A 24,337-nucleotide genomic window follows, 5' to 3' on the forward strand; every position below is an offset into this window, starting at 1 on the left:
CCGCGGGGCCGGTGGCCGGTCGGGCCAGGTCGGGCCCGGTCAGGCCCGTGGACCGGCCCGTTCCCGCCGCCCTGCGTGCCTGCCGACGCCGGTCGGCAGGCGTTGGATCGCCACCATGGCGGCGTCGTCGCCCAGCCGCCCGCCCGCGTGGGCGAGCAGCTCCTGGCAGAGGTGGCCCAGGAGGATCTGGGGATCGTGGGCCGGCCAGGTGGCCATCCGCTCCATCAGCGGATAGAAGGCCCCGGACGCGTCACGGGCCTCCACGACACCGTCCGTGTAGAGCAGGACCATGTCGCCGACCTCGAAGGCGAAGGTCTCCACCACGAAACCGGACCCGAGGAACTCCGTGAGCCCGAGCGGCGGCGCGGGCTGGCGGGCCTGCAGCGGAATCACCTGTCCGCCGCGCAGCAGTATCGGGGGCGGGTGCCCGCAGTCGACCAGGTGGATCGCCGACTCGGCGTCGGGGATGTCGAGGACGACCGCGGTGATGAACGACTCCCCACGGTCCGCCCGCACCGGGCCGCCCTTCTCGTCGGCCGCCGGATCCTCCCGGGCGCCCCACCCCTCCGCGGTGTCGCTGCCCTCCCCGTCGTCGGGACCGTACGACCCGTCGGGGTCGTCCAGGTCCTCCGGATCATCGAGGTCGGAGGAGACCGCCCCCTCCAGGTACGCGACCAGCGCGGGCAGCGCGGCCTGCCGGTGGGCCGCGGCCCGAAAGGCGCCGAGTACCAGGGCCGCGTCGCCGATGGCCTCCAGCCCCTTGCCCCGGACGTCACCCACGATGAGCCGGCTGCCGTTCGCCGTACGGGCTGCCGCGTAGAGGTCACCGCCGATCTGGGCCTCGGCCTCCGCCGCGAGGTAGACCGAGGCGATCCGCAGCGGGCCCATCCGACGCGGCAACGGCCGCAGGACCACCTGCTGTGCCGCGTCGGCCACCGAACGAAGCTGAGTGATCTCCTTCTCGTGCAGCTCCCGCAGATGGGCGAAGAGCGTGACGACCACGGAGATCAGGATCAGGGCGGTGATCTGGACCGTGTGGTTGAGGTCCAGCAGCGTCGTGCGGCTGGCGCCGATGATCATCTGGGCCAGGACGGCCACAAACCCGACGAACGCGGTCATCCTGGGGCCGGCGAAGGAGGCCGTGATCGCAGGTGCGGCGACCAGGAAGGGCCCCATGTGGACCTGCGGGGGCGCGAGGATGTCGACGACCGAGATGACCACGATCAGGGCCAGCGGGATGGCCACCAGGGCGCGGCTCGGCTGCCGTGGCCACCGGAGATCAGCGAGACCTCGCCGATAGTCCATGTCTCTTGGATACACCCGCCCGAACCAGGCCGCCCGACCACCCGGACGCCAGGTCGGCCGACGGGCCAACGGTGATCACCCGCCCCGAGCCGAAGGAGCGCGGGAGCGAGGAGTGTCGGCGGCGGGTTCAGAGCGCCCGGAGGCGAGCGGGTGAGTGGCTCTGCCCCCAACGGAGCAACATGTGCAGCAAACACCCGCCGCCGGGGTACGTGTCCTCCTCCCCACCCGCTGAGGCGCAGGAGTTCCGCCATGCCCATCCCCAGGTCACTCACCGCGCTGCTCGGCGCAGCTCTGCTCTTGCTCACCCTGGCCGGCTGCGCCGACGAGCCGGTCGGCACCATCACCGGGATCAACGGAACCGTCAGCGAGACCCTGTCCAGTCCGTTCCACGACGCGTGCCACAACTTCTCTCCACTGGGAGTCGACTCCGTGATCAACCGGACCCTGACGGACGTCGTGCTCCACCACGGCCCCGACTGTGACAACCCTCAGGGCGCGGCGACCTACTACCTGGCGACGGACAGCTCGGTCGGGGGCGGCGCGGCCAAGTGGCGCAGCTTCTCGATCGTCGGTTGGCGCGACCCCGCCGAGATCGACTGAGCGGGCCGTACACCGGGCCCCAGGCATAAGTTCTGTCTATGAGCTCATAACCCGGAGGCGTGTACCGGAGCGGGTGTGCGGCGGCGATGGTGGCGGAGGAGATCGACTCCGCTGCCCGCCAGGCCCCTGGCCCTGTCCGCCGAAGGAAGCTGCTGCATGTCTCGCCCCCTCCGGGTCGCGATCGTCGGCGCCGGCCCCGCCGGGATCTACGCCGCCGATGCGCTGATGAAGTCCGAGATCGCCGCCGAACCCGGTGTGTCGATCGACCTGTTCGAGCGGCTGCCCGCCCCCTTCGGGCTGATCCGGTACGGGGTCGCCCCCGACCACCCCCGGATCAAGGGCATCATCAGCGCGCTGCACCAGGTCCTCGACAAGCCGCAGGTGCGGCTGTTCGGCAACGTCGACTACCCGGGCGACATCACCCTCGACGACCTGCACCGGTTCTACGACGCGCTCGTCTTCTCCACCGGAGCCGACGCGGACCGCGAGCTCGGCCTCCCCGGCATCGACCTCGAGGGCTCCTTCGGCGCCGCCGACTTCGTCTCCTGGTACGACGGGCACCCCGACGTCCCCCGGACCTGGCCGCTGGACGCGCAGAAGGTCGCCGTCCTCGGCGTGGGCAACGTCGCGCTCGATGTGGCGCGCATCCTGGCCAAGACCGCCGACGAGCTCCTGCCCACCGAGATCCCCCCGAACGTCCACTACGGCCTGGCCGCCAACCGGGCCGTCGAGGTCCACGTGTTCGGCCGACGCGGCCCCGCCCAGGCCAAGTTCAGCCCGATGGAGCTGCGCGAGCTCGACCACTCCCCCACCATCGAGGTCATCGTCGACCCCGAGGACATCGAGTACGACGACGGCAGCATCGCGACCCGGCGCGCGAACAAGCAGGCCGACATGGTCGCCTCGACCCTGGAGAAGTGGGCCATCCGCGACGTCGGCGACCGGCCGCACAAGCTGTTCCTGCACTTCTTCGAGTCCCCCGTCGAGATTCTCGGCGAGGACGGCAGGGTCGTCGGGCTTCGGACCGAGCGGACGCAGCTCGACGGCAGCGGAGACACGACCGGCACCGGCGTGTTCCGCGACTGGGAGGTGCAGTCCGTCTACCGCGCTGTCGGCTACCGGTCCTCCGAGCTGCCGAAACTGCCCTTCGACCCGCTGACCGCAACCGTCCCGCACGAGGCCGGCCGGGTCATGGAGGCCGGCGCCCACCTGGCATCGACGTACGTGACCGGCTGGATCAAGCGAGGGCCGGTCGGTCTGATCGGCCACACCAAGGGCGATGCCAACGAGACCGTGGCCTGCCTGGTCGACGATCACCGCAACGGGCGCCTCCGTGCCGCGCAGACGCCCGACGAGGACGCCGTCGTCGCCTTCCTGACCGGCCGGGGCCTCGACTTCACCACCTGGGAGGACTGGCACCGTCTGGACGCCTTCGAACGCGCCCTCGGCGAGAGCGAAGGCCGCGAGCGGATCAAGGTCGTCGAGCGGGAGGCCATGCTCAGGGCGGGAACGGGCCGCCCGTAGGGCTCGGAGCGAGGACCGAGCAGTCGCTGCCCGTCGGCCGGAATGCCGGGAAATCGGTGGAAAGCTAGGCTCCTTGGAGAGCCTGCGCACGGCCTCCCAGCTGCCTCCCGTGAGCAGCGGCCTCTCGTGAGCAGGCTCCCGAGGCAAGGGAGCGACCGTGGCCATGGGACCTGTCGAGTACTTCGTCGTCGCCTTCCCCGGCAACCGCTTCACCGGCGGCATCGCCCCCGCCCTCGCCGACCTGGTGGCCTCGGGCACCATCCGGATCCTCGACCTCACCTTCATCACCCGGGCCGAGGACGGCACCACCACCCGCCTCGGGCTTGAGGACCTCGCCCCGGAGGAGGCCGCCGCCTTCGACGGAGTCGAGGGAACCGTCACCGGACTGCTCAATCAGGCCGAGACCGAGGAGATCACCCGGTCGATCCCGCCCGGCAGCTCGGCGGCCCTGGTCGTCTGGGAGGACGCCTGGGCGGTGCGGCTGACCGAGGCGGTGCAGGAGGCGGGCGGCATCCCGGTGGTCCACGAGCGGATTCCCGCCGACGTCGTTCAGCGCGTCCTGAGCACCCCCTGGTCCTGACTTCCGCTCAGGGCAGGTCCTGTTCGGCCCAGACGGTCTTCCCCTCGCGGCTGTAACGCGTGCCCCAGCCCTGGGTGACCTGGGCGACGAGGAAGAGACCGCGCCCGCCCTCGTCGCTCACCCGCGCGTGCCGGAGATGCGGCGCCGTGCTGCTGCCGTCCGCAACCTCGCAGATGAGCGTCCGGTCGTGGATCAGACGGAGCTGTACCTGCCCCGAGGAGTACCGGATGGCGTTGGTCACCAGCTCGCTGACGATCAGCTCGGTGGTGAAGGCGAGATCGTCGAGACCCCAGTCGGCCAGCTGGCGGGTCGCCAGGGTTCGGGCGATGGAGACGATCGCCGGGTCCGGCGGAAGGGTCCAGGAGGCGACCTGCCCCATGTCCAGCACCCGGGTCCTGGCCAGCAGCAGGACGGCGTCGTCCTCCGGGCGCTCGGGGATCAGCGCGTACACGGCCGCGTCACAGGTCAGGGGCAGGGAGCGGCTCGGGTGGGCCAGTACCCGGCCGAGCTGTGCGAGCGCCACCTCCGGGTCGTGCCGGTGGGCGGCGAGGAGGCCATTGGTGTACAGCGCCAGGAGGGTGCCCTCGGTCAGGACCAGCTCGGTCACCTCGAACGGCAGTCCGCCCAGCCCCAGCGGTGGGCCGGGCGCGATGTCCAGGACCTCCGCCTCGCCGTCGGGAGGGACGAGCAGGGGTGCCGGATGGCCCGCGAGGGCCAGGGTGCAGCGCCGGGAGATGGGGTCGTAGACCGCGTAGGCGCAGGTGGCGCCCGCAGGATTCTCCCCCAGCGGGTGTTCGTCCGACGGGTGGGGCTGTTCCTGGGCCAGCCGGATCACCAGGTCGTCGAGGCGGCCGAGGAGTTCGTCCGGGGCCAGGTCGAGGGCCGAGAGTGCGTGGATCGCCGCGCGGAGCCTGCCCATGGTCGCGGCGGCCTGCAGTCCGTGCCCCACCACGTCCCCGACCACGAGCGCGACGCGTGCCCCGGACAGGGGGATGACGTCGTACCAGTCCCCGCCGGCTCCGCCCGTGCCGCCCGCGCCGCTCGCGCTGCCGGCCAGACCGGGGATGTAGGTGTGGGCCGTCTCCACCGCGGCATGGACCGGCAGCCGCAGGGGCAGCAGGCTTCGTTGCAGGACGGACGCGACGGTGTGTTCACGCGTGTAGCGGCGGGCGTTGTCGATGTACAGGGCGGCGCGGTCGGCGATCTCCTGGGCCAGGGAGAGGTCGTCGTCGTCGAAGGGATCGGGGCGCTTCCAGCGGTAGAGCTCGGCCAGTCCGAGCACCACGCCGCGGGCCTGCAGTGGCACCACGATGAGTGAGTGCGCGCCCGCCGCGCGGATCCGCTCCGCCCTGGCCTCGTCCTGGGCCAGCCAGCTGTCCTCCTGCCCGAGGTCGGCGACCAGCCGAGGCTGCAGGTCGGCCAGGCTCTGGGTGAACGGCGACGGAAAGGCGAAGGTGGTCACCTCGCCGACCGGCGTGATGCCCTGCGCTTCCCGTCTAGCCACCGAGCGGTAGCCCGCGCGCCGCAGCGGCAGCGCCTCGCCGATCGGACCTGCGGGGGGCGCCTCACCACGGATCACGCAGTCCAGTACGGCGACGGCGATCGTGTCCGCGAGCCGCGGCACCGCGGTGTCGGCCAGCTCCTGAGCCGTGCGCACCACGTCGAGGGTGGAGCCGATGCGTCCCTCGGCCTCGTGGAGCAGGTCCAGGCGCGCCCGGGCCCTGGACCGGTCCGTCACGTCCACGACGGCTGCCGCGACCCCCAGAACCCTGCCCTGCGGATCCTCCAGGCGGAAGGCCGAAACGGACACCGTACGTTCGCTGCGGGAGTCGGCCGGTGTGAAGCCCCGGTGCTCGACCTCGCGCAGCGGCTCGCCGGACTCCAGCACCTGCCGCGCCATCCGCTCCAGCGCCTCGGTGTCGAACCCCGGTGCCACCTCCGACACGGACTTGCCGAGGATGTCCTCGCTCGGCACTCCGCGCATCCCCTCGGCGGCGGAGTTGAACCGCACCAGCCGCAGCTCGGGGTCGAAGACGAAGAGCCCGATCGGGGACTTGCTGAACAGGGCGGCCAGGACCGCCTCGTCCAGGCGGCGGCCGCCGAGGTCTGCAGGAGCGTCGTCCTTCGGCGTGTCCATACCGACCAATCTCGCCGCTGCGCTCCGGGCGCGCACCCGGAGCGGGACGGCCTCCCGGCCCCGACCGCCCGGTCGGGGCCGGGAGGCCGTCGGCGGACGATGCCGCAGCCGGCTCAGGATCCGGCGGCAGCCTTGCGGGGCGCTCCGGGGTAGGTACCGAAGTACCAGCCGTTGCCCTCGGGATCACGGGCGGCGAAGTCCCTCGATCCGTACTCGGTGTCGTGCGGCTCGGCGATGATCTCCGCGCCGGCGGCCTTCGCCCGGGTGCACAGCTCGTCGGGACGGGCGGTGACCACGTAAGCGGCGAAGGTCCCGGGGCGGAGCGGGGAGAGGTCGCCCTGGGCGTCCTTCTTCACCGAGCCCAGCATGATCCCGCCGCCTTCGGGCCAGTCCAGCTGGGCGTGGTCCACGCGGTCGCCCTCCCCGTAGACCACGGTCTCCTCGAAACCGAAGGCGTCGACCAGAAACCTGATCAGCGCGCGGGCATTCTCAGCCCGCAGGCTGGGCCACACCTGCGGTGCGGGTGTCGTGTCGTCCATCGCACCAGTATCGGCCGGGACCCGCCGCGAGGCGCGTGGCGCGCCGGTCAGCCGACGTTGACGCCGTAGTCCAGGGCGATGCCCCGGAGGCCGGACGCGTAGCCCTGGCCGATGGCGCGGAACTTCCAGTCCGCGCCGTTGCGGTACAGCTCGCCGAAGACCATCGCGGTCTCGCTGGAGGCGTCCTCGGACAGGTCGTAGCGGGCGATCTCGCTGCCGTCGGCCTGGTTGACGACACGGATGAAGGCGTTGCGGACCTGGCCGAAGTTCTGCAGGCGGCTGTCGGCGTCGTAGATGGAGACCGGGAAGACGATCTTGGACACCTCCGCCGGGACGGCCACGAGGTCGACCTTGATCTGCTCGTCGTCGCCGTCGCCACCGCCGGTGAGGTTGTCGCCGCTGTGCTCGACCGAACCCTCGGGGCTGCTGAGGTTGTTGAAGAAGACGAAGTGCTGGTCGGAAACGACCCGGCCGCCCTCGTTGCACAGCAGAGCGCTGGCGTCGAGGTCGAAATCGGCACCGGTCGTCGAGCGCACGTCCCAGCCGAGGCCGACGATGACGGCGGTCAGCCCGGGCGCCTCCTTGCTCAGCGAGACGTTGCCGCCCTTGGCCAGCGAGACTCCCACGATGTCCTCCCGAGGTTCATTTCAGCTCTTCGAGCCATTGAATCTACAGCAGTGTAGAGAACCCGAGAATCCGTCACCGTCCGGGGCCGCCTCCGGCGTGACACGGGGTCAGCCGGCCAAGGCCAACCACAGGGGCTCGCGGGGGCACCCCTGGGACACCCCTACTGACGGAGCCTCTTACTGCGCCAGGTAGCCGCCGTCGACCGGTAGGACCGCGCCGGTGACGAAGGAGGCCTCGTCCGACGCCAGGAAGAGAATCGCGTTGGCCACCTCCTCGGGCTCGCCGAGACGCCCGAGCGGGTGCCGGAGCACGATCGCGTCCAGGTACTCGGGCCCGCCGGGCTCGTCCACCAGCTGCCGGACGCGATCGGTCCTGATGGTGCCGGGCGCGACGGCGTTGACCCGGATGCCGTGGGCGGCCCACTCCACGGCCAGGTGCTTGGTCAGCCCCGTCGCCACGAACTTGGCCGGGCCGTACGCCGCCTGGCCGGCCTGGCCGGCGAGTCCCGAGACCGAGGAGAGGCAGACGATGGAGCCACCGCCGGTGCGGGTCATCTCCTCGATGGCGTACTTGCAGGTGAGGAACATCCCGCGGCCGTCCACGGCCATGACCTGGTCCCAATCCTCGGGTGTCGCCTCCACGACGGTCTGCAGCGGGATGATGCCCGCGTTGGCCACCAGGGTGTCGATCCGGCCGTAGGCCTCCACCGAGGCCTGTACCATCCGACGGGCGTCGGCGGCCACCGACACATCACCGACGACCACCCGGACCTGCGCGCCGGCCGACTCCAACTCGGCCCGCAGCGCGGCGAGGCCGGTCTCGTCCACGTCGGTCAGCACCAGCCGGGCGCCCTCGGCCGCGAACAGCCGTGCCACGGCCCGGCCGATCCCCTTCGCCGCACCCGTCACGACGGTCGCCCTGCCGCTCACCCGCCCTGCCCGGACACCCACTTCAGTACTCACCCTCACCGCTCTCCCGCCGCAGTCGCCGACGCCCATCGTCACACTGCGGCGACCGGACGTCCGGGCGCCACGCGAGGCGGACCTCCCGCGGATAGCATGTGCGCGCCACCACCCGCCCCCGTCCCCGTCGTACGGCCGGAGTCGCCCTGATGACCGTCAGCCCCGGCCGAGCCCGGCAGCCGTCGGCGGCCCAGTACGGTGTCTGGTCCGGGCAGCAGCTGGTGCCGCAGGATCCGCTCTACAACCTCGGCCAGTGCGTCGAGATCGCCGGGCCGCTCGACGTGGTGATCTTCGAGCGCGCACTGCGTACGGCGGTCACCGAGGCCGAGTCGCTGCACTGCCGGTACACCGCCGACCAGGACGGCACCGGCGCCCGGTCGACCGTCGAGGTCTCGCAGGACTGGGCGCTCCAGGTGGTCGACGTCAGCGCCGAGGCCGACCCGTGGGCGGCGGCCGAGCGGTGGATGCGCGCCGATCTGGCGGTTCCGGCGGATCTGACGGGCGGCCGGCTGTTCGCCCAGGCGCTCTTCCACGCGGGCGGCGACCGGCACTTCTGGTACCAGCGCGTCCACCACATCGCGCTGGACGGCTTCGGCCTCGTGATGCTGATCCGCAGGGTCGCCGCGCTGTACACGGCCCTGGTCGACGGCGCAGGCTGGGCCGGTCGCGCGTTCGGGCCGCTGCAGGCGGTCCTCGACGAGGACGCGGCCTACCGCACCTCGCAGGACTTCGAACGGGACCGGGCCTTCTGGACGGCCCGCTTCAGAGACCGTCCGGTGCCCGTGAGTATCGCGGGGCGAGCCGCTCGGGCCTCCGGCACTCCCGTCCGGGAATCGGTCCAACTCCCGCTGCGCGTCGGGGAGGCACTGGCCGCCGCCGCCCGGGCCACCGGCACCACCCGGCCCGCCCTGCTCCTCGCCGCCACCGCGGCCTACCTGCACAGGCACACCGGCGCACCCGAGATCGTGCTCGGCCTCCCGATCGCCGGGCGGCTCGGCTCGGTCTCCCGGCACACCCCCTGCATGCAGATGAACATCCTGCCGCTGCGCATACCCGTCGGCCCGGCGAGCACCCTGCGGGAACTCGCCACGCACACCGCCCACCAGCTCCGGCAGGCCGGACCCCATCAGCGGTACCGCCACGAGCAGTTGCGCCGCGACCTGCAGCTGCTCGGCGGCGAACGCAGACTCCTCGGCCCGGTCGTCAACCTCATGCCGTTCGAGAACCGGCTGACCTTCGCCGGACGCCCGGCCGTCGGGCACACCATCTCGCCGGGGCCGGTCGAGGACCTGTCGGTCGGTGTCCACAGCGGCACTCGCGGTGGCGGCATACGCCTGGAGTTCAGCGCGAACCCTCAGCTGTACGGCGCCGAGGAACTCTCCACGCGGCTGGCGGAGTTCTCCGATCTGCTGGCGCGAGCCGTGTCCACGCCCGGCGAGGCGATCCACCGCAACCGCCGGGAGCCGGCCCGCACGCCCGTCCTGGACGGAGGCCCACTGCCCGTCGAGGCCCGTCCGGTGAGCGAGCTGATACTCGATCAGGCGAGCACCCGCCCGGACGCGGTGGCAGTGGAGTACCGGGACCAGCGGATCACCTACCGCCAACTGGCCGAGGACGCCCGGCAGCTGGCGGACCGGCTCATCGTGCACGGAGCCGGGCCGGGCCGCCTGGTCGCGGTCCTGCTGCCGCGCGGCGCCGAGGCGGCCGCCGTCCTGCTCGGCGTGCTGCTGGCGGGAGCGGGCTATCTGCCGCTTGATCCGGACGGACCGCCGGCGCGCAACGACACCGTCCTCACCCGCGCGCGGCCCAGCTTGCTGGTGACCACGGCGGAGTACCGGAACCGCGTGCCGGCCACGAGCCCGGCCACGGTACTGCTGCTGGACCGAGCCGAACTGACGAGCCATCACCCCGGTGCCGCTGCTCCGCCTCGGGACGAAGATCCCGCGTACGTCCAGTACACCTCGGGGTCGACCGGCCGTCCCAACGGCGTGGTGGTCGGCCACGGCGCACTGGCCCACTTCGCCGCCTCGGCCTCGCAGGTCTACCGCATCGGCCCCCGGGACCGGGTGCTGCAGTTCGCGCCGCTGCACTTCGACACCAGCGTCGAGGAGATCTTCCTGACCCTGAGTGCGGGCGCGACCCTGGTGGTACGCACCGAGGAGATGCTCCGATCCGTACCCGGGTTCCTGACCGCCTGCGACGATCTGCGCATCACCGTCCTCGACCTGCCCACCGCGCTCTGGCACGAGGTCGCCCTGAGCCTGCACACCGGCGCGGCCGCTCTGCCCGCGAGCGTGCACACCGTCATCATCGGCGGGGAGGCCGCCGCACCGGAGCGGGTGCGGCAGTGGCGACGGCAGGTCGGCCCGCAGGTCCGGCTGCTCAACACCTACGGCCCGACCGAGGCCACCGTGGTGGCGACCTGCGCGGTGCTGCACGGCGACGGCAGTGTCGCGCCGAGCAGGACGGATGCGCCAAGGACCCCGATCGGGCGCCCCCTGCCCGGCGTACGCGCGGCTGTCCTGGACGGCGCCGGACGCCCCGTCCGAGCGGGAGCGGCGGGCGAACTGCACTTGATGGGCGGCGGTCTGGCCACCGGCTACCTGGGAGACACCGAGCTGACCGCCCGCCGGTTCGTCCTCCTGGACCACCTGCCCGGACGCCCCCGCGCGTACCGCACGGGCGACCTGGTCCGCCGCCGGGACGACGGCCGGCTGGTGTTCCTCGGCCGGGTGGACGAGGAGCTCAAGACCAGCGGCCACCGGGTGCACCCCGCCGACGTGGAGAACGCCCTGCTGGGCCATCCGCGCGTACGGGAAGCCGCAGTCGTCGGGCAGGAACTCGCGGACGGGACCAAACGGCTGACGGCCTACGTCGTCGGCGAGCCACCCGGCGAGCCCACGGCGGGCGAGCTCCGGCACCATCTGAGCGGCATCCTCCCGGCGGCAGCCGTCCCCGCCGTCGTCGTACTCACTTCTCCCCTGCCCCGAACCGGCACGGGAAAGCTCGACCGCCGGGCTCTTCCCGCCCGTGCCGCCCCGTCGTCGGTGGCCGCCGGGGAGCTGGAACGGCTTGTGCTGGCGGTCTGGGAGGAGGTGCTCGGTGTCCCGGGACTCTCCGTCCACGACGACTTCTTCGACCTCGGCGGCCATTCACTGCAGACCCTCCAGGCCGCCCACCGCCTCGGGATCCGGCTCGGCCGCGACATCCCTGCCCACACGGTCTTCCGGCACCCGACGGCCGCCGCCCTGGCCGAGGTGCTGCGGGACGGGGAGCAGCCGTTCGCTTCCGTGCCCGCCGCTTCCGTGCCCGCCGAGCTTCGAGCCGACGCCGTGCTGCACCCGGACGTGGCGCCGGCGACGTCCGCCGCGCGACGGCAGGGCCCCGCTCGCTGCGTGCTGCTCACCGGCGCCACCGGCTACGTCGGCGCCCACCTGCTGCACGAGCTGCTCGCCCGTACCGACGCCCGGATCGTCTGCGCCGTCCGGTCGGCCACCCCGGAGCACGGCCTGCGCCGGATCCGGCAGGCCCTGACGGACCACCGGCTGGGCCTCGGGCAGTGGCACGACCGCGTCCAGGCCCTTCCGAGCGACCTGACCCGCCCCGGTCTCGGCCTCGACCCGGTGAGCTGGGACGAACTGGCCGAGGAGTGCGACGCGATCTACCACAGCGCGGCCGCGGTGAGCATGGCGCGCAGCTACCGGAGCATGCGGGCCGCCAACGTCTCCGGCACGGAGGAGCTCCTCCGGCTGGCCGCCACCGGGCGTCCGAGCAGCTTCCACCACCTCTCGACCCTCGCGCTCTCCGCACAGGACACCGGCCTTCCGAGCGGCTACCTGCAGAGCAAGTGGGCGGCCGAACGTCTCGTGGAACAGGCGGCCACACGTGGACTGCCCGTCACCGTCTACCGCCTCGGCAGGGTCACCGGCCCTCCTGCCACGGCCTCCGTGAACGAATCGGACGTCTTCTGGAGGCTCCTGCGCGCCGCCATCCGCACCGGCGCACTGCCCGCCCCGGACGCGCTGGACGTCGCGGAGGTGTGGACCCCGGCGGACTACGTCGCCCGCGCCGTCGTCCACCTCTCCTCCGCCGGTACGGACGGCGTGTTCGACCTCGCACCGCACGCCGCCACCCGCCTGTCCGACGTCGTCCGATGGGTGACCGACTACGGCTTCTCGTTCGAGCGGCGAGCGCCGGAGGGTACGGCGGCGGACGAGGCGGACGAGGCGGACCAGGTGGCCCTCTCGCTCCTCGATCTCGGACCGCTCCACGGGCTCCACACCGGCAGCGGCCGGATCCCCACCGGCGAGCCGGCCCGCGCCCTGGCGGACAGCGGCATCCACTGCCCGCCCGTCGACCGCCGCCTGATCCACCGCTACCTCGACCACTGCGTCGCCACGGGTTTCCTGCCTCCCCCGAACCGCGAAAGGCGCACGTTCCCCCACCCTGGCGGGGACTCAGGATAAGTTCGTGTCTGAACGTCCGACACCCGCACCCCGTCCCGGAGGTGGGCCATGGATCGCCCCTCTGCGCAGGAGCTGTACGCCCGCATCACCGCCGAACTCGCACCCGCCGCCGCCCGGAACCCCACCGTCGAGCTGGTCGAGTCGGGTGACGCGCCCGTCGAGGCACTGCGCCGGATCGCCGGTGAGGAGTACCGGCTCGTGCGGAGCGACCGCCGCAGTTTCGCGCTGATGGCGGCCCGCCTCGGCGACCGGGAGCCGGCCGGCGGCCTGTTCCTGGGCCTGGCCGAAGGGGAGGGCCAGGCCCTCGGGCTCCTTGCCGACTTCGCCGCCGAGGTCGGCCTCGATGCGGCGGCCCTGGCCGCGTACGAGCCGCACCCGGCCGCCCAGTCGTACCCCCACCACCTGGCCTGGCTGGCCCAGTTCGGCACCCGTAGCGAGATCATGCTGGCGCTGTTGGCCAACTTCGGTTTCTGGGGCGGGTACTGCGCCCGGATGGCGGCGGCCCTCCCCCGGCACTACGGCCTGACCGCTGCGGGGACCGCCTTCTTCACCTTCTTCTCCGAGCTTCCGCCCGGCTTCGAGGAGACCGCGTTGGCCGTGCTGCAGGAGGGGCTGGACGACGGCGAGGACCCGGTGGCGGCGCTGCGGGCGGCCCGGATGATGCAGGCCTACGAGGCCGCCTTCTGGGAGGCGGTCCGGTGACCCGGGCCGCTCCCGGGGGACCGGTTGACACACTCCACGGGTCCTCCTACGCTGAATCGATTTGATCTTACTCAGCGTCACATTGCCCTGCTGCCAGGCTGTTTGCCGGTGCACGCGCCGCGATCCTGGGCAGGGAGCCACCCCTTCCTGTACGTGTCCGGGCGAAAACCAGGAGCGCCGATCGTGACCGAGACCGCAGCCTCCGAAGCCGAGGTGACCGGCCCCTGCGAGAGCAGCGCCGACGTGATCGTGGTGGGCGCCGGACCGGCCGGCTCCACCACGGCGTACCACCTGGCCCGCACGGGCCTGGACGTCCTGCTGCTGGAGAAGGCGGCCTTCCCCCGGGAGAAGGTCTGCGGGGACGGGCTGACCCCTCGCGCGGTCAAGCAGCTGGTGGACATGGGAATCGACGTGTCCGAGAGCGCCGGCTGGCTGCACAACAAGGGCCTGCGGATCGTCAGCGGCGGGTCGGGGCTGGAGCTGGACTGGCCCGAGCTGGCGGCTTTCCCGGACTTCGGCGCCGTCCGCCGGCGGGCCGACTTCGACGAACTGCTCGTCCGCCAGGGCCAGTCGGTCGGCGTCCGGCTCTTCGAGCAGGCCAATGTGTCCGGCCCCGTGCTGGACAGCCGTACCGGCCGGATCACCGGCGTCACCGCGCGGCTCGGCGACGAGAAGCGACCGGTCACCTTCACGGCCCCGCTGGTGGTGGCGGCCGACGGCAACTCCACCCGACTGTCCCTGTCGATGGGCCGCCACCGCCGCCAGGACCGCCCGATGGGCGTCGCGTACCGGACGTACTTCACCAGCCCCCGGCACGACGACAGGTACCTCGAGGCGTGGATGGACCTCTCGGACCACCGCGACGGGAAGCGACGACTGCTGTCCGGCTACGGCTGGGTGTTCGGCATGGGCGACGGCACCAGCAATGTGGGGCTCGGCGTGCTCGACACGAGTACGGCGGGCGGCGAGCTGGACTGGCGCGAGCTGCTCAGGACCTGGTGCGCCGGGATGCCGGCGGAGTACGGCTTCACGCCGGCGAACATGACCATGCCGATCAGAGGCGCGGCGCTGCCGATGGCCCTCAACCGGCAACCGCACTACGCCGACGGCCTGTTGCTGGTCGGCGACGCCGCCGGGATGGTCAGCCCCTCCACCGGTGAGGGCATCGCCTACGCCATGGAGTCAGGCCGGATCGCCGCCGACGTCATCGTGCAGGCGCTCGCCCGGATCACTCCGGCGGGCCGGGAGCGGGCCCTGCAGAGCTACCCGCGGATCCTCAGGGACTCCTACGGCGGCCACTTCACCCTGGGCCGCTCCTTCGTCCGGGTGATGGGAAACCAGCGGGTGCTGAAGCTCGGGGCGGACCACGGTCTGGCCCACCCCACCCTGATGAAGTTCGTCTTCAAGCTGATGGTGAACCTCTCCGAGCCCCGCGCCGGTGATGCAGCGGACCGCATCATCAACGCCCTGACCAGGCTGGCCCCCAGGTCCTGACCGTCCGGCCGGCTGGTACGGCTACGGCGTGTCGACTGGGCAGTCTCACAGGCGGTCAGCCTCGGCCGCGATGCTTGAGATGGTCCAGACCAAGTGGGAGCATGGTGCGTGATCCAACAGTCAGGGGTTGGTTGCGATGGCGCACGCAGCTGGAGTCGCCGCTGCGGCGGCGATGCTCGCACTGGGGCTGGCGGTCGGGTGTTCCTCCGGCGCCACCCCTCCGGCGGCACCGCAGGAGTCCAGCCCTTCTGTCTCCGCTTCCCCCTCTGTGCCGCCGCCCGCCGCACCTGCGGCGATCTCGCTGGTGCCGGCGCCGTCGCAGCTGGTGCGCGGCAGCGGCGCCGGGTACCCACTGACCGGCGCGACGGTGTTGCGAGCCGAGGGCGGCCCCGAGGCGGCCACGGTCGCGGGTCAGCTGGCAGCGCTGCTGCACACGTCGACGGGGCTGACGCTGCCTGTCGAGCAGTCCGGCAACGGGGGTGTGGTGCTGCGGCTGGACTCCGCTGCGGACACCGGCGAGGAGGGGTACCGCCTGAGCTCCGCAGCGGACGGGGTCACGATCACGGCGGCGAGCGCGGCAGGGCTGTTCCACGGCGTGCAGACGCTGCGTCAGCTGCTGCCGGTGTCGGGGACCGGGACCGTGCCGTCCCTGACGATCACCGACCGCCCGCGCTACGCCTACCGGGGCGGGATGCTGGATGTGGCGCGGCACTTCTTCCCGGTCGCGGCGGTGGAGCAGTACGTCGATCTGCTGGCCCAGTACAAGTTCAACCACCTCCACCTCCACCTGACGGATGATCAGGGTTGGCGAATCGCGATCGCGGGCTGGCCCAAGCTGACCTCGGTCGGCGGATCCACCCAGGTCGGCGGGGGCGCCGGCGGTTTCTACACCGCGGACGACTACCGGGCGATCACCGCCTACGCGGCGGCGCGCCACATCACCGTCGTCCCGGAGGTCGACCTCCCCGGCCACACCACCGCCGCCCTGGCGTCGTACCCCGAACTGGGCTGCCCCGGGGACCGGCCCGCCCAGCTCTTCACCGGCATTGATGTCGGCTTCAGCCGCGTCTGCCCGACCTCGGAGCGCACGCGCGCCTTCGTGGACCAGGTGATCGGCAGGCTCGCGGAGCTCACCCCCGGCCCCTACCTCGACATCGGCGGGGACGAGGCCGGAGCCGTCGACGCGGCCTCGTACGCCCGGTTCATGAGCCAGGCCTCGGCCACCGTCCGGGCTCACGGCAAGCAGCCGATGAGCTGGGACGACGGCGCGGCCGCCGGACGGCAGGGCCCCGCCGTGCTGGAGGTCTGGCAGCCGCTGGCCCAGCTGCCGCCGCAGCTCCGGACGAACCTGGAGGAGGCGGCGAGGGGCGGTACGAAGCTGGTGATGTCCCCCGCCGACCACGCCTACCTGGACCAGAAGTACGACGAGTCGACCCGGCTCGGCCTGCACTGGGCCGGTTACCTCAGCGTGGAGAAGGCGTACTCCTGGGATCCCGACACCTACCTGGCAGGGCTTCCGGGCGCGGCGGTGACGGGAGTCGAGGCCCCGGTCTGGACCGAGACGCTGGCCACGCCGCAGGACCTGCAGAGCATGCTGCTGCCCAGGCTGCCCGCACTCGCCGAGGTGGCGTGGTCGCCGCAGGCTGCCCGCTCCTGGGAGGACTTCCGGCCGCGCCTCGCCGCGCAGGCGCCCCGCTGGGACGCCCAGCAGCTCGCGTACACCAAGGTCCCCGAGATCGACTGGCCCCGGTGATCCCGGAGCACCGAACCGGCTTCACCCGGCAGCTCGCAGTTCGACCACCAGAGCCTGCCCCGGCCGGTCGACCAGGTCCGGCGCCGCCACCCCGGCCTCGGAGAGGAACCGGCCCGGGAGCGGCACGGGCTCCCGGCGCGCCCACAGCGGCCAGGAAGCCTCGGGAGCGGAGAGCTCCGGCAGAACCGTCAGCGCGTAGCGCGCGTCGGGGTCGAGGCCCGCGAACCGGATCGGCGCCCCCGCCTCGGAGACCGAGGTGTCCAGCTGGACGTACGCGAAGACCGCGTGCGCGCGATCGGCCGAGACGACGCCGTGCACCCAGGCCGCCTGGTCCGGGTGGTCGACGCGGACGGTGTCCCCGCCGTGCAGCAGCGGGCGCAGCCGCTTGTACGAGGCGATCCACGCTCGGAGCGCGGCCCGGTCCTGCTCCGGCCAGGTGCTGACGTCGGCCTCGATCCCGGCGTGGCCGAAGAGCGCGGTGGCGCAGCGGAAGGCGAGTTCGGACGCGCGACCGCTGATGTGCGCGGGCGAGGCTCCGACGTGCGAGCCGATCAGCTCGTGGGGGACGAGCAGCCCGGTCCAGCGCTGAATGGCCTGTCGTTCGAGGGGGTCGATGTTGTCGGATCCCCAGATGCGGTCGGTGCGTTCGAGGATTCCGAGGTCCACCCGCGCTCCGCCGGAGGAGCAGGACTCGATCTCCAGACCCGGGTGCAGGGAACGCAGTTCGTCGATCAGCCGGTAGACGGCGAGCGTCTGCGCGTGCACGCCCGGCCGCCCGTCGTGCACGGCGTCCGCCAGGTCTCGGTTGTGATCCCACTTCAGGTAGTCGATGCCGTACTCGCCGATGAGCGTGCTGATCCGCTCCAGCAGGTAGGCGAAGGCCTCGGGCCGGGCGACGTCCAGCACCTGCTGGTTGCGGGACTCGTAGGGCAGCCGCTCGGGGTCGGCGAGAAGCCAGTCCGGGTGAGCGCGCAGCAGGTCCGAGTCGGGGTTGGCCATCTCGGGTTCGAACCAGAGGCCGAACTGCATGCCGTGGCCGTGGACCCGCTCGGCGAGGGCGTGCAGGCCCTCGGGCCAGACGGTCTCGTCCACGTACCAGTCGCCGAGGCCGGCCCGGTCGTGGCGCCGGTGGCGGAACCACCCGTCGTCCACGACGAACCGTTCGACGCCGACGGAGGCGGCGGTGTCCGCCAGGCCGAGCAGCTTCTCGGGCGAGTGGTCGAAGTACACCGCCTCCCAGATGTTGAGGGTGACGGGGCGCGGGGTCCTGGGATGCTGCGGTCGTGCGCGAAGGAGGCGATGGAACCGACGGCTGAGGCCGTCGAGTCCCGCGTCGGAGGTGCCGAAGTGGACCCAGGGGGCCCGGTAGGACTCGCCCTCGGCCAGGCGGATCTCACCGGCTTCGAGCAACTCACCGCCACCGATGACCGGGTGACCGCCGGCCGACCGTTCGGCGTACTGGACGTGGTTGCCGCTCCAGGCGGTGTGCACGCCCCACACCTCGCCGCGCCGGAAGCCGAAGCCCTCGGTGCCGGCGATCAGCAGACCGGCGTCGAACCCGGTGCGGCCGCGGCGGCTCTCCCGGGACCAGAGGCCGTGCCGAAGCGGCGCGCGCTGCGGCGAGCGCTCGCGCGCCCAGCGTCCGGCGAAGTCGAGGAGCTCGGTGGCGTGCGCGGGAATCGGCAGCAGGCAGGCGAGCCCGTCGAGGGTATAGGGGGTGGGAGCGGTGTTGGTGACGGTGTGCCGGATGCGCGCCACGCCCTCCGGCGTCAGCTCGACGGTGCAGTGAAGTTCGAGCCCGGCCCCGGGGTCCGCGGCCCGGACCTCGACCGTGCCGCCCGCCCCGGCCCGCGCCCGTACGGACACCGGCTCTGACAGTGCGAAGCGCGGCGGCCGCACGGCGCCGTCGCGGTGGCCCGCCAGTGCGGGCCGCCCGAACCAGCCCTCACCCTGAAAGGGAATCAGCCTCCGGGGCGCCGACGGCCGGGCGTCGTCCAGCGCGGCGAAGGCCTGTGCCCCGTCCTCGGCCGGGACGCCCAGGTCGGCGCCCCAGTGCAGCACCCGGGGCAGTCCGGGGCCGGTGACGTCCAGCACCAGAGCAACGCCGTCCGCTGACAGTACGACGACCTGCGACTCGACCATCGACCGCTCATTTCTCGACGGAATCCCCCAGAATCAACCACCCGAACTCTAGGTACTCAACAGATCCGGACGCAACGCTCTGCGCCCGCCCGCGGCTCGGCCCGGGCTTCGGAACGGGCTGTGGTCCAGACCTGTTGACTGCGACCGAACCCAGAGCATAGGTTCCCGGCCAGTCACCCGTGGTCCTGCTGACGACCTACCAGCGACCTCTCTCCCCCTGCGCTTTCACCTCTCCTCTTCCCCCACCGGAGGTCCCGTGCTCTGGTCCGTCAACCGTGACCGCGGCTGCGCCGGCGGCGGGCTCCGGGAGGGCTGCTTCGGGATCGCCCAGAGCGACTGGCAGTTCACCTCCATCACCACCGGCTTCACCGGCTGACCCCGTAAGCGCCGGGGTCCTGGCGGGCGCGGATCCCGCCAGGACCCCCGCCGCGCTCAGCTGCCGGCCGCGGTGCCGGACCGCAGAAGGGCGGCCACGGAGACCGACCAGGGGGCCCGCATTCCCACCGGTCGGGGCCCGGACGTCAGGTGGTTCGCAGCCATGCGGCGGTGTCCGCCGGCAGTCGGCCGGTGTCGGTGAGCGCGCCGCTGACCAGCAGGACCTCCGCATGGTCGGGGAGTGCGACGGGGCCGGCACCGAGGTTGACCAGACAGGTGAATCCCGGGCCCCGGGTGAAGGCGAGCATGCCGACGGGAGCCGACAGCCAGCAGAACTCGTCGCCGGAAGGGGACAGTTCGGACCGGCGAAGAGCCAGAGCGGCCCGGTACAGCTCCAGCACGGAGCCAGGGTCACCCTGCTGGGCCTGAGCTGTGAACCCGGCCCAGGCGACGGGCTGCGGCAGCCAGGGCGGCACCGTCGCGCCCACGGGGCTGAACCCGAACGGCGCCCGCTCACCGGCCCAGGGCAGCGGGACCCGGCAACCGTCGCGCCCACGGTCCGTGAAGCCGGAGCGCGGCCACCTGGGGTCCTGCAGCAGATCGGCGGGAATGTCCTCGACCTCGGCCAGGCCCAGCTCCTCGCCCTGGTAGAGGTAGGTGCACCCGGGCAGGGCGAGCGTGAGCAGCGCGGCCGCGCGGGCTCGGCGGGTGCCCAGGGCGAGGTCGACGGGGACGCCCTCGGTCACCGGGGCCCAGCTGTGCCGGGTGTCGGCGCGGCCGTAGCGGGTGACATGCCGGATGACGTCGTGGTTGGAGAGCACCCAGGTGGGGATCGCGCCGACCGGCGCGTGGTCGGCGAAGGTTCGGTCGATCACCGTGCGCAGGGCATCGGCGTCCCAGGCGGCGCCCAGGAAGGGGAAGTTGAAGGCGGTATGCAGCTCGTCCGGCCGCAGGTAGGCGCAGAACCGCTCGGTGTCGCCGAGCCAGATCTCGCCGACGAACACCCGCTCACCCTCGTACGAGTCCGCGATGCCCCGCCACGCGCGGTAGATGTCGTGCACGCCGTCCTGGTCGGCCCAGGGGACGTCGTCCCCGTTGCGGGCCGGGTAGTGCGAAACCTCCGGCAGGCCTGGGTACTTGGCGAGGTGGTCGGCGACGTCGATGCGGAAGCCGTCGATGCCCCGGTCCAGCCAGAACCGCAGCACATCCTCGAACTCGGCCCGGACCTCGGGGTGGTCCCAGTTGAAGTCTGGCTGCTCGGGCGCGAAGAGGTGCAGGTACCACTCGCCGTCCGCGACCCTGCTCCAGGCCGGTCCGCCGAAGTGGGAAGGCCAGTCGGTGGGCGGGAGTTCGCCCCGCCGGCCCCGGCCCCTGCGGAAGTGGAAGCGGGCGCGCTCGGGCGAGCCGGGCCCGGCGGCCAGGGCCTGGGCGAACCAGGGGTGGCGGCTGGAGCAGTGGTTCGGCACCAGGTCGATGATGATGCGCAGGCCCAGGGCATGCGCCTCCTCGATGAGCTTCTCGGCCTCGGCGAGCGTGCCGAACACGGGGTCGATGTCGCGGTAGTCGGCAACGTCGTAACCGCCGTCGGCCATCGGGGAGGTGTACCAGGGGCTGAACCAGACGGCGTCGATGCCGAGGTCGGCCAGGTACGGCAGCCTGCTGCGGACCCCGGCCAGGTCGCCGATGCCGTCGCCGTTGCCGTCCGCGAAGCTGCGGGGGTAGATCTGGTAGACAGCGGCGTTCTGCAGCCATCCGGTGCGGGAGTCGTCCGTGCGGGAGAGCGGCACGAGGGGGTCTCCGATCGGTGCAGGGCCTCAGGCCGAGTGGACGAGCGCGTCCGGGTGAACCGGGTCGAGGAAAGCCTGCCCACGGGCGAAGCGCTCTACCTCGTCGAATGCCGACTCGACCCAGGATCTTGCCGCTGCGCCAGGCGTGAGGCAGCCGGCAGCACCAGGCCGGCCACCGCGAACAGCCCGGCCAGCACCGCCCATCCGGCGTAGCCGTGGGCGACGGCGGTACTGGTCACCACCAGCGGGCCGATCACATGGGCTGCTGCCTGACCGCTCATGAACACGCCCTGGTACTCGCCGTGCGACCGCGGGTCGGCCAGATCCAGACTGAGCGTCCAACCACCCGCCGAGGTCAGCAGCTCACCGAAGTTGTGCAGCAGCACGCCGCCGATCATCAGCACGCCGGCCAGAACGGCGGACCGATGCTGCGCGGTGCCGTAGACCAGACAGGCGCCTGCCAGCAACAGCGCTCCCCGGGTGCAGGCCCGCGCCGCCGTACGGACGTCGCCCACGCCCCGGGTCGCGCGGACCTGGAACAGCACCACCGTCAGGCAGTTGAGGACCAGCACCGCCGAGATCACCCACCGCGGCGCACCGGTGGACAGTGCGATCCAGAGCGGGATGCCGATGTTGAGCACCGCGAGCTGCAGCTCCAGCACCGCGTGCAGCGAAGTGACCAGCAGGTACGGGCGGTTGCGCAGGGCGCTGCGGCGCTTCGCCGCGCCCTCCATGGCCTCGCCGAGGACCACGGCCGGCACCCGGAGACCGGACAGCAGCGCTGTCGCGCCCAGGTAGCTCAGCGCGTCCAGGGCGAGCACCGCGAGGTAGGCGACACGGCTGTCGGCCTGCAGGGCGAGCGCCGCGCCACCGGCACCGAGCATCACCCCGGCGTTCATCACCGATCGCAGATAGGCCCGCGAGCGGACCTGCGTCTCGGCCGGCAGCACCCGGGCGATCAGCGCACTGCGCACCGCCACCGCGCCGCGCTCCAGCACCGTCGCCGCGCAGGCCAGCAGCACGAAGGCGAGGAAGGAGTGCACCAGCGCGTAGCCCAGCACGGCGAGCCCCTCCAGCGGGCCGACCACGAGCAGCAGCCGCTTGCTGCCCACCCGGTCGGCGAGCCGCCCCATCGGCACCCCGGCGAGGACGCCGCAGACCCCGGCACAGGTGAGACCCAGGGCGACCCGGCTCGGCGTGAGGCCGATGGAGCGGGTGAAGAAGAGCACGCTGACGGTGACGAACAGGCCGTTGCCGATGGTGGTCATCAGACTCATCAGGGTGAGCCGGCGCAGCAGCGCGTCAGCGGGCAGGAGTCGGCCGGGAAGCGGGCGCACCGCGGTGGAGGTCATGGAAGCAGCACACCGGGGGTTCCCAACTTCGCGGAATCCTTTTACCTTTGGGGTCAATGATCGAATTCCGCTTCGGCATCGGCGACCTCGCGGCGACCTGGTTCGGGTACTCCGCCCTGCAGGAGACGGTGCTCAGCATGCGCGCCCGCTCGGCGGGCGCCTACTACCCGGAGCAGCAGGGGTGGATCGCCCGCTGGCAGCCGGCGTACGAGACCCTCGACACCGAGCTGCTGGAGTCCCTGGTCACGCCGAGGCGCTGGGTGCCCGACTGCCTCATCCCTCGGCCGCGCACACCTCGCCCGGACTTCAGGGCGGAACTGGAGGTGCTCTCGGCCACCCCGCCGGAGCTGGTCCACCAGGACGTCCTCGAGGCGTACGGCAACGACGGCAGCCCGCTCCCGCCGGTTCTCGTGCACGGACTTGACGATCCATCAGCTCTGTTGACGCGCATCGTCGACGTCCTGGAGACCTACTGGACCCGCTGTCTGCTGCCAGCCTGGTGGCCACGCGCCCGCTCGGTCCTGGAGGCGGACATCGCCCACCGGGGCCGGGTGTTCTCCGAGCGCGGGGCGGAGGGGCTGTTCGCCGACCTGGATGCGCGGATCTCCTGGCTGGACGGCTCGCTGCGGGTCACCGACACCAATCCGGCGGTCGAGGCGCTGTCGGCCGCCATCGAGGTGGCCGGGCGCGGGCTGGTGCTGATGCCCACCCTGTTCGCCCTGGGTGCGCAGACCGACATCGCCCCCGACAACCCGCCGCTGATCACCTATCCGGCACGGGGCAAGGCGACCATGGGAGAGACGGCCGCGCCCGCCCCGGCCGCCGCGCTGGCCGAGCTGATCGGCCCGCCCAGGGCCCGGCTGCTGGCGCTGCTCGAGACGCCCGCCAGCACCACCGCGCTGGCCCACCGCCTCGGCGTCACCCCGGGGGCGGTCAGCCGGCATCTGAGCGCTCTGGCCGCCGCCGGGCTGCTGGACCGTACCCGGCACGGCCGCAGTGTGCTCTACCGGCGGAGCCCGCTGGGCGACGCCTTGGTCAACGGCTGAGCACCTGCTGGGAGACGGACCACGCCCCGGAGCGCCAGCTCCAGCCGTTGTCGCGATCGGAGCTGAGGGACGACACCAGGTGGCTGGCCAGCCCGGCCAGGAGGAACAGCACCATCAGCGCGGTGCCCGCCCCGCTGAGGACCAGCGGCCGGGTGGCGGAACGCCGCTCCTCCTTGAGGTACTCCTCGCCGTCGCCGAACAGCCCCTTCGGATAGGCCGAGGTCAGCATCAACACGTACGCGTTGAGCCGCATCGTGTAGCGGAGGGTGGCGGCCGACGCCTCGAAGAGCGGCTGCGGCATCCGGCCCATCACCAGGACCACCAGCCAGATCAGGAAGGAGACCGCGTACCAGCCGCCGGTCGCCAGGCTCTCGATGATCGCCGCCGGGATCATCAGGATGAGGCGGAAGAACACCGCCAGGCGGTTGAGGGTGCCCGGACGCAACTCCAGCTGGACGGGGTAGTCGGCGGGCGCATCGAGGCTGAACGGCGGGTACCGGTCGATCAGCAGCATCGAGCTCGCCGTCACCCGTGTGTGATAGCCGACGTACTCGGCCAGGAAGCGGGCGATGGACTCGGGGAGCCGGGCCGTGAACAGCGCGGCGAACCAGCCGATGACGGCCGCCACGAAGGCCCCGATCGACAGCACGAACAGCACCAGGAACTGAGGGATCAGCAGCAGCCACCGCAGGAAGATCGTCAGGCGGCGCTGCCGCCCGGGTTCCGGAATGTCCAGGGGCGGCAGCCACTCGAGCGGCTGGGCCTCCGCGCTGATGCTCCATCCACCCGCTGCCATCGACCGGTCCCTTCAGTGCAGGCGTCACCTAGCGTTGTCGCCCACGCTGGCAGCCCGGCGGCGGTTCGGCGCGCCCGGTGGCCCGTTCAGGGGGTGGCGGTCGTGGTCACGCCGGCGTCCTCGGCGTGGCCGGCCGCGTCACCGTCCTCC

At 72.4% G+C, this 24,337-nt stretch carries 17 protein-coding genes; 8 read left to right on the plus strand and 9 right to left on the minus strand.

The genetic code is table 11. The features are described from left to right. Positions 1–39: 39 nt before the first annotated feature. A complete protein-coding gene (locus tag FB465_RS04260) occupies positions 40–1,305 on the minus strand; it encodes a PP2C family protein-serine/threonine phosphatase (protein ID WP_145787719.1) in 1,266 nt (421 codons plus the stop codon). Between the two features lie 249 nt (positions 1,306–1,554). Between FB465_RS04260 and FB465_RS04265 the strand changes: the two genes are divergently transcribed. The 3 genes from FB465_RS04265 (at position 1,555) to FB465_RS04275 (ending at position 4,009) form a co-directional block, all read left to right on the plus strand. Next, the gene (locus FB465_RS04265) at positions 1,555–1,905 is read left to right on the plus strand and encodes a hypothetical protein (protein WP_145787721.1); all 351 of its coding nucleotides are present in this window, start codon (positions 1,555–1,557) and stop codon (positions 1,903–1,905) included. A gap of 156 nt (positions 1,906–2,061) precedes the next feature. After that, positions 2,062–3,429 carry an FAD-dependent oxidoreductase gene (locus tag FB465_RS04270; protein WP_145787722.1) on the plus strand — a complete coding sequence of 456 codons (1,368 nt, stop codon included), beginning with the start codon at positions 2,062–2,064 and terminating at the stop codon, positions 3,427–3,429. A 163-nt stretch (positions 3,430–3,592) separates the two neighbouring features. After that, positions 3,593–4,009, plus strand: coding sequence for a DUF6325 family protein (locus tag FB465_RS04275; protein ID WP_145797122.1), 417 nt, complete (start codon positions 3,593–3,595; stop codon positions 4,007–4,009). 7 nt (positions 4,010–4,016) lie between these two features. On the opposite strand, the gene FB465_RS04280 is transcribed toward FB465_RS04275, so the two are convergent. From FB465_RS04280 to FB465_RS04295, 4 genes are all read right to left on the minus strand, one after another. Beyond that, a complete protein-coding gene (locus FB465_RS04280; protein ID WP_145787724.1) occupies positions 4,017–6,146 on the minus strand; it encodes a SpoIIE family protein phosphatase in 2,130 nt (709 codons plus the stop codon). 113 nt (positions 6,147–6,259) lie between these two features. Further along, entirely contained in the window at positions 6,260–6,685 is a 426-nt protein-coding gene (locus FB465_RS04285; protein WP_145787726.1) for a VOC family protein, read from the minus strand. Positions 6,686–6,732: 47 nt separating this feature from the next. Further along, positions 6,733–7,311, minus strand: a complete 579-nt coding sequence (locus FB465_RS04290; RefSeq protein ID WP_145787727.1) for a TerD family protein — start codon at positions 7,309–7,311, stop codon at positions 6,733–6,735. Between the two features lie 177 nt (positions 7,312–7,488). After that, complete coding sequence (locus tag FB465_RS04295) at positions 7,489–8,274, minus strand: SDR family NAD(P)-dependent oxidoreductase (RefSeq protein ID WP_246192500.1); 786 nt, start codon at positions 8,272–8,274, stop codon at positions 7,489–7,491. A gap of 149 nt (positions 8,275–8,423) precedes the next feature. Between FB465_RS04295 and FB465_RS04300 the strand changes: the two genes are divergently transcribed. The 4 genes from FB465_RS04300 (at position 8,424) to FB465_RS04315 (ending at position 16,689) form a co-directional block, all read left to right on the plus strand. Then, complete coding sequence (locus FB465_RS04300; RefSeq protein ID WP_145787730.1) at positions 8,424–12,740, plus strand: non-ribosomal peptide synthetase; 4,317 nt, start codon at positions 8,424–8,426, stop codon at positions 12,738–12,740. Positions 12,741–12,788: 48 nt separating this feature from the next. Continuing rightward, positions 12,789–13,442, plus strand: coding sequence for a thiaminase II/PqqC family protein (locus FB465_RS04305; protein ID WP_145787731.1), 654 nt, complete (start codon positions 12,789–12,791; stop codon positions 13,440–13,442). 213 nt (positions 13,443–13,655) lie between these two features. Continuing rightward, entirely contained in the window at positions 13,656–14,936 is a 1,281-nt protein-coding gene (locus tag FB465_RS04310) for a geranylgeranyl reductase family protein (protein WP_170290781.1), read from the plus strand. A 136-nt stretch (positions 14,937–15,072) separates the two neighbouring features. Then, on the plus strand, positions 15,073–16,689 hold the full coding sequence (locus FB465_RS04315; protein WP_246192501.1) for a beta-N-acetylhexosaminidase: 1,617 nt from the start codon (positions 15,073–15,075) through the stop codon (positions 16,687–16,689). A gap of 21 nt (positions 16,690–16,710) precedes the next feature. On the opposite strand, the gene FB465_RS04320 is transcribed toward FB465_RS04315, so the two are convergent. The 3 genes from FB465_RS04320 to FB465_RS04330 all read right to left on the minus strand — a co-directional run bounded on the left by FB465_RS04320 (position 16,711) and on the right by FB465_RS04330 (position 22,345). Continuing rightward, positions 16,711–18,831 (minus strand): alpha-galactosidase, encoded by a 2,121-nt coding sequence (locus FB465_RS04320; protein WP_145787735.1) that lies wholly within the window; start codon positions 18,829–18,831, stop codon positions 16,711–16,713. A gap of 521 nt (positions 18,832–19,352) precedes the next feature. After that, a complete protein-coding gene (locus FB465_RS04325) occupies positions 19,353–20,993 on the minus strand; it encodes a glycoside hydrolase family 13 protein (RefSeq protein WP_145787737.1) in 1,641 nt (546 codons plus the stop codon). A gap of 95 nt (positions 20,994–21,088) precedes the next feature. Further along, positions 21,089–22,345: an MFS transporter gene (locus tag FB465_RS04330; RefSeq protein ID WP_145787738.1), complete on the minus strand. Its 1,257-nt coding sequence runs from the start codon at positions 22,343–22,345 to the stop codon at positions 21,089–21,091. Between the two features lie 56 nt (positions 22,346–22,401). On the opposite strand from FB465_RS04330, the gene FB465_RS04335 reads away from it, so the two are divergent. Beyond that, positions 22,402–23,391 carry a helix-turn-helix domain-containing protein gene (locus tag FB465_RS04335; RefSeq protein WP_211785719.1) on the plus strand — a complete coding sequence of 330 codons (990 nt, stop codon included), beginning with the start codon at positions 22,402–22,404 and terminating at the stop codon, positions 23,389–23,391. Here FB465_RS04335 and FB465_RS04340 read toward each other — a convergent pair. Further along, positions 23,381–24,187 carry a DUF4389 domain-containing protein gene (locus tag FB465_RS04340; RefSeq protein WP_145787740.1) on the minus strand — a complete coding sequence of 269 codons (807 nt, stop codon included), beginning with the start codon at positions 24,185–24,187 and terminating at the stop codon, positions 23,381–23,383. The two genes, FB465_RS04335 and FB465_RS04340, sit on opposite strands and share 11 nt — an antisense overlap. Between the last annotated feature and the right edge of the window lie 150 nt (positions 24,188–24,337).

This window comes from Kitasatospora atroaurantiaca (assembly GCF_007828955.1).
Taxonomy (GTDB): domain Bacteria; phylum Actinomycetota; class Actinomycetes; order Streptomycetales; family Streptomycetaceae; genus Kitasatospora; species Kitasatospora atroaurantiaca.

What these genes read in the sequence shown, in the direction of transcription:
- FB465_RS04265 (WP_145787721.1), top strand. Translation starts at nt 1,555, where the DNA reads ATGCCCATCCCCAGGTCACTCACCGCGCTGCTCGGCGCAGCTCTGCTC.
- FB465_RS04315 (WP_246192501.1), top strand. Translation starts at nt 15,073, where the DNA reads ATGGCGCACGCAGCTGGAGTCGCCGCTGCGGCGGCGATGCTCGCACTG.
- FB465_RS04340 (WP_145787740.1), bottom strand. Translation starts at nt 24,187, where the DNA reads ATGGCAGCGGGTGGATGGAGCATCAGCGCGGAGGCCCAGCCGCTCGAG.
- FB465_RS04285 (WP_145787726.1), bottom strand. Translation starts at nt 6,685, where the DNA reads ATGGACGACACGACACCCGCACCGCAGGTGTGGCCCAGCCTGCGGGCT.
- FB465_RS04305 (WP_145787731.1), top strand. Translation starts at nt 12,789, where the DNA reads ATGGATCGCCCCTCTGCGCAGGAGCTGTACGCCCGCATCACCGCCGAA.
- FB465_RS04280 (WP_145787724.1), bottom strand. Translation starts at nt 6,146, where the DNA reads ATGGACACGCCGAAGGACGACGCTCCTGCAGACCTCGGCGGCCGCCGC.
- FB465_RS04270 (WP_145787722.1), top strand. Translation starts at nt 2,062, where the DNA reads ATGTCTCGCCCCCTCCGGGTCGCGATCGTCGGCGCCGGCCCCGCCGGG.
- FB465_RS04320 (WP_145787735.1), bottom strand. Translation starts at nt 18,831, where the DNA reads ATGGTCGAGTCGCAGGTCGTCGTACTGTCAGCGGACGGCGTTGCTCTG.
- FB465_RS04275 (WP_145797122.1), top strand. Translation starts at nt 3,593, where the DNA reads ATGGGACCTGTCGAGTACTTCGTCGTCGCCTTCCCCGGCAACCGCTTC.
- FB465_RS04335 (WP_211785719.1), top strand. Translation starts at nt 22,402, where the DNA reads ATGATCGAATTCCGCTTCGGCATCGGCGACCTCGCGGCGACCTGGTTC.
- FB465_RS04300 (WP_145787730.1), top strand. Translation starts at nt 8,424, where the DNA reads ATGACCGTCAGCCCCGGCCGAGCCCGGCAGCCGTCGGCGGCCCAGTAC.
- FB465_RS04260 (WP_145787719.1), bottom strand. Translation starts at nt 1,305, where the DNA reads ATGGACTATCGGCGAGGTCTCGCTGATCTCCGGTGGCCACGGCAGCCG.
- FB465_RS04330 (WP_145787738.1), bottom strand. Translation starts at nt 22,345, where the DNA reads ATGACCTCCACCGCGGTGCGCCCGCTTCCCGGCCGACTCCTGCCCGCT.